Origin of the sequence: Citrobacter sp. Cpo142 (assembly GCF_030332425.1) — a bacterium.
GTDB classification, from domain to species: domain Bacteria; phylum Pseudomonadota; class Gammaproteobacteria; order Enterobacterales; family Enterobacteriaceae; genus Citrobacter; species Citrobacter portucalensis.
In genome coordinates, this window is record NZ_JAOWHW010000146.1 from 17,683 (window position 1) to 24,876 (window position 7,194).

7 protein-coding genes and 1 pseudogene are annotated in these 7,194 nt (G+C 54.9%); 2 read left to right on the forward strand and 6 right to left on the reverse strand.

Annotated elements, in window-relative coordinates; translation table 11 throughout:
• Positions 1–92: 92 nt before the first annotated feature.
• The 4 genes from OGY18_RS24485 to OGY18_RS24500 form a co-directional block, all read right to left on the reverse strand.
• Positions 93–953 (reverse strand): broad-spectrum class A beta-lactamase TEM-1, encoded by an 861-nt coding sequence (locus tag OGY18_RS24485; protein WP_000027057.1) that lies wholly within the window; start codon positions 951–953, stop codon positions 93–95.
• Positions 954–1,773: 820 nt separating this feature from the next.
• On the reverse strand, positions 1,774–3,144 hold the full coding sequence (locus OGY18_RS24490; protein ID WP_000971921.1) for an IS1182-like element ISCfr1 family transposase: 1,371 nt from the start codon (positions 3,142–3,144) through the stop codon (positions 1,774–1,776).
• Between the two features lie 114 nt (positions 3,145–3,258).
• Positions 3,259–4,395, reverse strand: a complete 1,137-nt coding sequence (locus tag OGY18_RS24495) for a protein NO VEIN domain-containing protein (RefSeq protein WP_000080861.1) — start codon at positions 4,393–4,395, stop codon at positions 3,259–3,261.
• A 50-nt stretch (positions 4,396–4,445) separates the two neighbouring features.
• Positions 4,446–4,673, reverse strand: coding sequence for a hypothetical protein (locus tag OGY18_RS24500; protein ID WP_000248278.1), 228 nt, complete (start codon positions 4,671–4,673; stop codon positions 4,446–4,448).
• A 23-nt stretch (positions 4,674–4,696) separates the two neighbouring features.
• Here OGY18_RS24500 and OGY18_RS24505 point away from each other — a divergent pair, with 23 nt between their 5' ends.
• Complete coding sequence (locus OGY18_RS24505; RefSeq protein WP_000951934.1) at positions 4,697–4,888, forward strand: hypothetical protein; 192 nt, start codon at positions 4,697–4,699, stop codon at positions 4,886–4,888.
• Between the two features lie 481 nt (positions 4,889–5,369).
• On the opposite strand, the gene OGY18_RS24510 is transcribed toward OGY18_RS24505, so the two are convergent.
• A complete protein-coding gene (locus tag OGY18_RS24510; RefSeq protein WP_000587837.1) occupies positions 5,370–5,912 on the reverse strand; it encodes an AAA family ATPase in 543 nt (180 codons plus the stop codon).
• A gap of 12 nt (positions 5,913–5,924) precedes the next feature.
• Positions 5,925–6,785, reverse strand: coding sequence for an aminoglycoside N-acetyltransferase AAC(3)-IId (aac(3)-IId, locus tag OGY18_RS24515; protein WP_000557454.1), 861 nt, complete (start codon positions 6,783–6,785; stop codon positions 5,925–5,927).
• Positions 6,786–7,017: 232 nt separating this feature from the next.
• Between aac(3)-IId and OGY18_RS24520 the strand changes: the two are divergent.
• Positions 7,018–7,194 (forward strand): annotated as a pseudogene (locus OGY18_RS24520) (IS6 family transposase); the annotation flags it as partial.

The window sequence follows — 7,194 nt, forward strand, 5'->3', positions numbered from 1 at the left end:
TTATCAAAAAGGATCTTCACCTAGATCCTTTTAAATTAAAAATGAAGTTTTAAATCAATCTAAAGTATATATGAGTAAACTTGGTCTGACAGTTACCAATGCTTAATCAGTGAGGCACCTATCTCAGCGATCTGTCTATTTCGTTCATCCATAGTTGCCTGACTCCCCGTCGTGTAGATAACTACGATACGGGAGGGCTTACCATCTGGCCCCAGTGCTGCAATGATACCGCGAGACCCACGCTCACCGGCTCCAGATTTATCAGCAATAAACCAGCCAGCCGGAAGGGCCGAGCGCAGAAGTGGTCCTGCAACTTTATCCGCCTCCATCCAGTCTATTAATTGTTGCCGGGAAGCTAGAGTAAGTAGTTCGCCAGTTAATAGTTTGCGCAACGTTGTTGCCATTGCTGCAGGCATCGTGGTGTCACGCTCGTCGTTTGGTATGGCTTCATTCAGCTCCGGTTCCCAACGATCAAGGCGAGTTACATGATCCCCCATGTTGTGCAAAAAAGCGGTTAGCTCCTTCGGTCCTCCGATCGTTGTCAGAAGTAAGTTGGCAGCAGTGTTATCACTCATGGTTATGGCAGCACTGCATAATTCTCTTACTGTCATGCCATCCGTAAGATGCTTTTCTGTGACTGGTGAGTACTCAACCAAGTCATTCTGAGAATAGTGTATGCGGCGACCGAGTTGCTCTTGCCCGGCGTCAACACGGGATAATACCGCACCACATAGCAGAACTTTAAAAGTGCTCATCATTGGAAAACGTTCTTCGGGGCGAAAACTCTCAAGGATCTTACCGCTGTTGAGATCCAGTTCGATGTAACCCACTCGTGCACCCAACTGATCTTCAGCATCTTTTACTTTCACCAGCGTTTCTGGGTGAGCAAAAACAGGAAGGCAAAATGCCGCAAAAAAGGGAATAAGGGCGACACGAAAATGTTGAATACTCATACTCTTCCTTTTTCAATATTATTGAAGCATTTACCAGGGTTATTGTCTCATGAGCGGATACATATTTGAATGTATTTAGAAAAATAAACAAATAGGGGTTCCGCGCACATTTCCCCGAAAAGTGCCACCTGACGTCTAAGAAACCATTATTATCATGACATTAACCTATAAAAATAGGCGTATCACGAGGCCTGTGGGAGGAAAATAAAGTGTCATCCTAACTACAGGACCCTGCAACGTAGCAATTCCTGCAAAAATCCATTTAAAACAATGACTTATTTCAATTCTGCCATCTGCAAGCGTTTTGTGGGGATGGAGGCCGGAATCATTAAAGTATCATCCTAATTTTCGCTCAACCTTGGAAAATGCTGAGAATCGTAAAAATAAAGTTTCATCCTTTCCGCTACTAGTTCAAGGCTTTCTTCCGGCCGCCGGCAACAACGCTGCTTGGCTGAGGCGATCCACTTGCGCTACCGCTCACTGATCAGATCGAACTTGAACTCGACGAGCAGCCAACCATCAGGCCGAGCGTGATCGCCAAAAAAAACGGATCATGCGAAATCCTTCGTTGAGTTTGGCGCGGGTTTTAGCAAATCAGCTGGCCCGCGATCCGGTTGAGAGTGATCCGAAGCGGTCCTTGACGACCGGCACAAATCGGCCGATTCTGTTGAAAAAGTAGCTTTAGCGGCAGCCTGCCGATCAGGTGTGCCTGCTGTCGAAGTGGCTGCAAGCCACTTCAAGTTGCCTTCCGGCGTTTCACTGAGCGTCCTTGCTCAGGTTTAAGGGTTAATTTGAGGGTTTCTGCTCGTAGCAGGCATACCTATCCCGTCAGCGGTGGCCCTTGAGGCAAAAGCTTGGCCATGCGGCGCAGGTTCTGCACCATCGCAGCCAAGGTGAATTCGTCAGTGGCACCCGTTAGGCCACGCAGTCGTAAACGGTCGAGTTTCATGATCCGTTTGAGGTGGGCGAAAAGCATCTCCACCTTCTTTCGTTCGCAGCGAGAGACGAGGTACTCCGGTGTCTTGGCGATGCGTCGAGCCACGTCGCGGGCAGCCTCATGGATGCTGCGGACGATCTTCCGATTCGGCGTGTTGGGGCAGCATTTCGCTTTCAACGGGCAGGTGGCGCAGTCGGTTTGGCTGGAGCGGTAAATGACGGTTTTGGCCTTAGTTACCCGCGACCTTTGCTGGGTGAAGGCGCGCCATTCACTGCGTAGCGGTTTGCCGGCTGGGCAGCGATATTCATTGGCGTCCTGACTCCAGTGAAAGTCGTTACTGGAGAGGCTGTCGTCCTTGCGCTCGGTCTTGTCCCACACCGGCACATGCGGTTCGATGTCCTTTTCTTCGACCATCCAGGCCAGCATCGGGGCGGTGCCATAAGCGGTATCGCCGATAAGGCGTTCCGGTGTGAGATCGAACTGCGCCTCGACACGCTCGACCATCGTCCTAGTCGAATCGACTTCGGCGGTACGGTGCGCCGGGGTAGCTTCCACGTCCATGATCACACCGTGCTCAGTGTCGATCAGGTAATTCGTGGAGTAGGCAAAAAAGGCCGGGCCACCTGGCGCTGCTGTCCAACGGGACTGAGGATCAGTGAGCGAAATTTTCTTGGGAAGAGCCTCAGCCAGCGCCTCTTCATCAAGGGCTTCGAGGTACTCGCGCACTGCGCGGCTGCTGAGCTTTGGATCGTTCCAATCGACCTCATCTCCCGCCACCCCACGTTGCCGGCTGGCATCCGCCTTAATGATGCTGGCGTCGACGGCGAAACCTTCACCCTTGACTAGGCCGGCTGCCATGCAGCGCCGCAGCACCTCATTGAATAACCAGCGGAATAGATCGCTGTCACGAAAACGCCCATGGCGATTCTTCGAGAAGGTCGAGTGATTGGGGACTTCGTCTTCCAGACCCAACCGGCAGAACCAGCGATAGGCCAGGTTCAGGTGCACCTCTTCGCACAATCGCCGCTCGGAACGAATGCCATAGCAGTAGCCGACGACCAGCATGCGCACCATCAACTCCGGGTCAATCGAGGGACGCCCGATGGGGCTATAGAAATCTGCCAGGTAGGCACGTAGATCACTGAGATCCAAGCACTGGTCGATGCTGCGCAGGAGATGTTGGGCCGGGACGTGATCTTCCAGATTGAACGAGTAGAACAGGCGCTGCTGTCCTCCCGGTAACTGTCCCATCATGCTGTTCGCCCCCACGCTCGCTGACAAAGCAATTTTGCCAACGGCATGGGGAGGCCGCTACTTTTTCAACAGAATCGGCCGCACACAGCCATTCGGCTCAACAGAACCCTGCCTTTACCCCACCAAACTCCGGAAACTCGCCCGGTAGTCCGTCGGCTTGAGATGCACATGTTGGCTGAGGTCGCCGGGTAGCGTGAACAGGCGCGGACCGTCCCGAAACTGGAACACGCGATACAGATGGAATTGATCGCCCGCCTCCTTGGAGAATTCGAGTTCGTTGTGGCTGACCAAGAAAGACGAGCCTACCCCGCCATTGGTGGTTTTCACCTCGATGAAGCGCTCATGGGCGTCCTCTTCGAACGACAGGATGTCGAACCCCGCACCGTCTCCCTGGGTGTCGGACACCCAATCCAGCCGCTGAAAAAGCTCTGGGTGGCCGAGCTCGGTCAGGCGTTGCTGTTCGTAGCCAATCACCCACTGCTCCCCTGCCCGGCCCAGCTTGCGGTTGGCTTCATCGCGAGCGGCATAATCGAACTTTCGCGGTAGGCGTTGCCGTAGAGATGCCGGGGTACGCACAAGCACTTCACGGGCGGGTGGTTCTACCAAAGCCGCTCGGTAGGTTTTGTCACCCGGAAGTTTTACCTCCTCCAGGGCATCGACAAGAGCGCCGACCGTCTGCTGATGTTCCAGAACGTAGGCGTGTACGGATTTACGCAGCAGCAGTTGGCTGTTGCCGCGTGGCTTGTAGCCGTTGATATAGGGCAGGCCCAGGGCATCGAGTACGGCGCTAATGTTCTGGTGCTTGAGCTCGACTGAAGACTTGCTGCGACCGTTCAGCAGTTGGCGCAGTGCCTGGTTGTGCTCGGACTTGTGGTACGGCTCCCCAGCCGCCTCGGCACGCAGCATGTCGAAATAGTCTTCGACCGTGGCCAGGACCTCTTCTTCGGACCAGTCTTCGCCGATGCGAATGATGCGAAACCCGAGCCGCGTCAGCGCCGGAACGACGGTCGTCTCGCCACCGGAGAAGCTGTCAGCAGTGAGCGGGCCCTGCTCGGGAAATTGCTTGCCGAAGGCCACACCGGCGATGGCCTTGGAATCGCAATCGGTGCCGGTCTTCGGATCACGTACCAGGAAGTCGCGGGACTTGCCGTAGCCGTGGCGCGCCAGGAATTTCGTGCGGCCCAGTTGCACGAACTCATCGATGGCAGCCTGCACGGCGGCGGGGCTTCGAAGCTGGGAGAGTTGAGACACAGGGTCCTTCCTTACTGTCATGGTGTGCCGGGAACCGCCGAGCCACGAGATTATGAGTAGCCCCTGAACAGAAACGTCACGATAAAAGCCGTGAACGCCACCAGGCCCATTAAATCCCTTGCGTATTTGCAGCCCGTGCTGTCCAAACCTGTACCAGGTCCGATCAACACGCTCCAACCATTGAGGTACGAAAACACCGCCTGACCGAACAAAAAATGCGTGATAGCCGCCGCAGCCATGACGCCGGAATCGTCAGACAGGCTGTAGCTGTTGACCATTGCCCTGTACGCCTGCATCTGAAATGGCTATTGCCCTGATGGGAGCCGGCTTTTCAGCCACCGACACCAGCGATGCCGTCAATATTCTTTACCCGATAACCATGACCGTACAAGCTAACAAGGCCTGGCAAGCCAGCGGACTTAAAAAGTCTTTTTTTCTACCATCCCACAAAAAAGTTCGTGGTGGAGAAAAGATAAGCTATGCAAGGCTTTAGGAGACGTGGTTTTTCAGGATGACGAAGAACGATTCGGCGCTAGGTGCAACATAGGTGCATCGCACGAGCGCTAGGAACGGCGAAAAAAGGCGGACGTGGCGAAATCGGTAGACGCAGCAGACTTTAAAATTGGAGTGCCCGCGGGGAAATCCGCGGAGTAGAACCGCTCAAAGTCGGGGAACGCTAACGGGCAATACCCTAAGCCAATCCCGAGCCAAGCCCCTTCGGGGGAAGGTGTAGAGACTGGACGGGCGGCGCCTAAAGCCTTCGGGCAATGGCGAAGGGACAGTCCAGACCACGAACGTCATCAGACGGCGGCGAAAGTCGAGGTGGTACGAAAATCTGCTTCTCTGTGAGAGTACGGGTTCGAGTCCCGTCGTCCGCACCACAAAGCCAAACATCCCTGCGATGATCGACCTCTGGGCGTTTGGTCGTGAGCCCGCCACCCTCGCGCTACGCTTTGCGCAGGCGTCGAAGGCGATCAGGTGCGCCCATCGATTCCGTCGAGCACCATCGCTGCGAGTTCATCGCTGGTGTGTGCACCACTATCGAGAACACGGGTTGTGCATGGAAGCCGTTCCCTTGCGGCCAAGCATCGGGCGACATTCGCTAATCGCCACTCTCGAATCTCCGCATTTCGATTCGGGTCAGGATGCATGGTCTGGTTCGCGATCCGGTGACGCAATAGGTCCTCGTTGAGCGTCAGAAAGATGTGCAGCAGCTGATCGTCGATCCGCCTTACCCCGTCGAGTATCTCAGTCAGATAGTCCGGGTGCACGAGCGTCATTGGGATGATGATGTCCTGCGAGTAATTCCTTCGAATCTCCCTGACCGCCGCGATCGTAAGTCCCCTCCACAAGGGGAGATCCTGATAGTCTCCGCTCGCTGGCATGGGGACCGTTTCTTTCACCACGAACCCGATTTCCTCGGGGTCAAAGATCAGCGATTTGGAACGCCGATCGCGCAGCCGCTTAGCGAGCGTCGTCTTTCCGGCGCCGAAAGGTCCGTTGATCCAGATTATCATTGTCGACGGCCTCTAACCTGAAGGCTCGCAAGAGCGCTCGACGGCCTCGTGCGGAGGCACGATCGGAGTGGTTCCGAAATGCTTCTCAAGATAGGTGACGCCGAACGTCACGATGTCCTGCGCGTCGAACAGGTAGCACTGAGCAAAGCCCACGACACCTTCTCGATGGCGACCGAGCTTCACGTAAGCATTTGCTATAGTTTCAACCGCATCCGGCTTTCCTTCGATAGCAAAGCAATCGAGAATGCCGTTTGAATCGTAATCCGATGCCGTTTTCCAGGCGACTTCACCGTCTCTTCCAAGCATCGGCATCTCATACGTCACCCACCGTTTGTTGGGGATATCGGCAACCGCCTCGGCGTAGTGCAATGCGGTAACGGAGTTTAGCGGCGCACCCAACAGCAGGGCCTTCCCGCCAAGGCGAACGAACCGCTCGACGGGCGATCCTTCCCCCAAGGCGTGACCGAGTTCGTGAGGCTCCGTCAGCGTTTCAGCCAGCGGACCAACCGCGACCATCGATGCATCGGGGTGCGCGCTGCGCCGCGCGCCGGGGGCTTGAACCAGAAATTGATTCAGCAGGCCGAACCCACGGTAAGTCCCGGCTGTTGCGGGATCGAACGGCAGCCAGGTACGGCGGGCTTCGTCATCCAGCCGAGCGCCATTCAGAGTCTCCTCGTAGGGTGATCGGTCCCACGACGCGTATCCCATCACAGTGCCAGTCGGCCCAACCGCGGAGCGTAACGCGGCAACGACCGTCTCCGCTCCTCCTTCGACCGGACCAATCGCTTTAAGTGAGGCATGCACCATCAAGAGGTCACCGGTTTGGACTCCGAGTTTTTGAAGCGCCTCCGTTATTGCCTTCCGCGTATGCATCGCGATATCTCCTCTAAACTGCAAAACACTATACGGGGTCTGACGCTCAGTGGAACGAAAACTCACGTTAAGGGATTTTGGTCATGAGATTATCAAAAAGGATCTTCACCTAGATCCTTTTAAATTAAAAATGAAGTTTTAAATCAATCTAAAGTATATATGAGTAAACGGCACTGTTGCAAATAGTCGGTGGTGATAAACTTATCATCCCCTTTTGCTGATGGAGCTGCACATGAACCCATTCAAAGGCCGGCATTTTCAGCGTGACATCATTCTGTGGGCCGTACGCTGGTACTGCAAATACGGCATCAGTTACCGTGAGCTGCAGGAGATGCTGGCTGAACGCGGAGTGAATGTCGATCACTCCACGATTTACCGCTGGGTTCAGCGTTATGCGCCTGAAATGGAA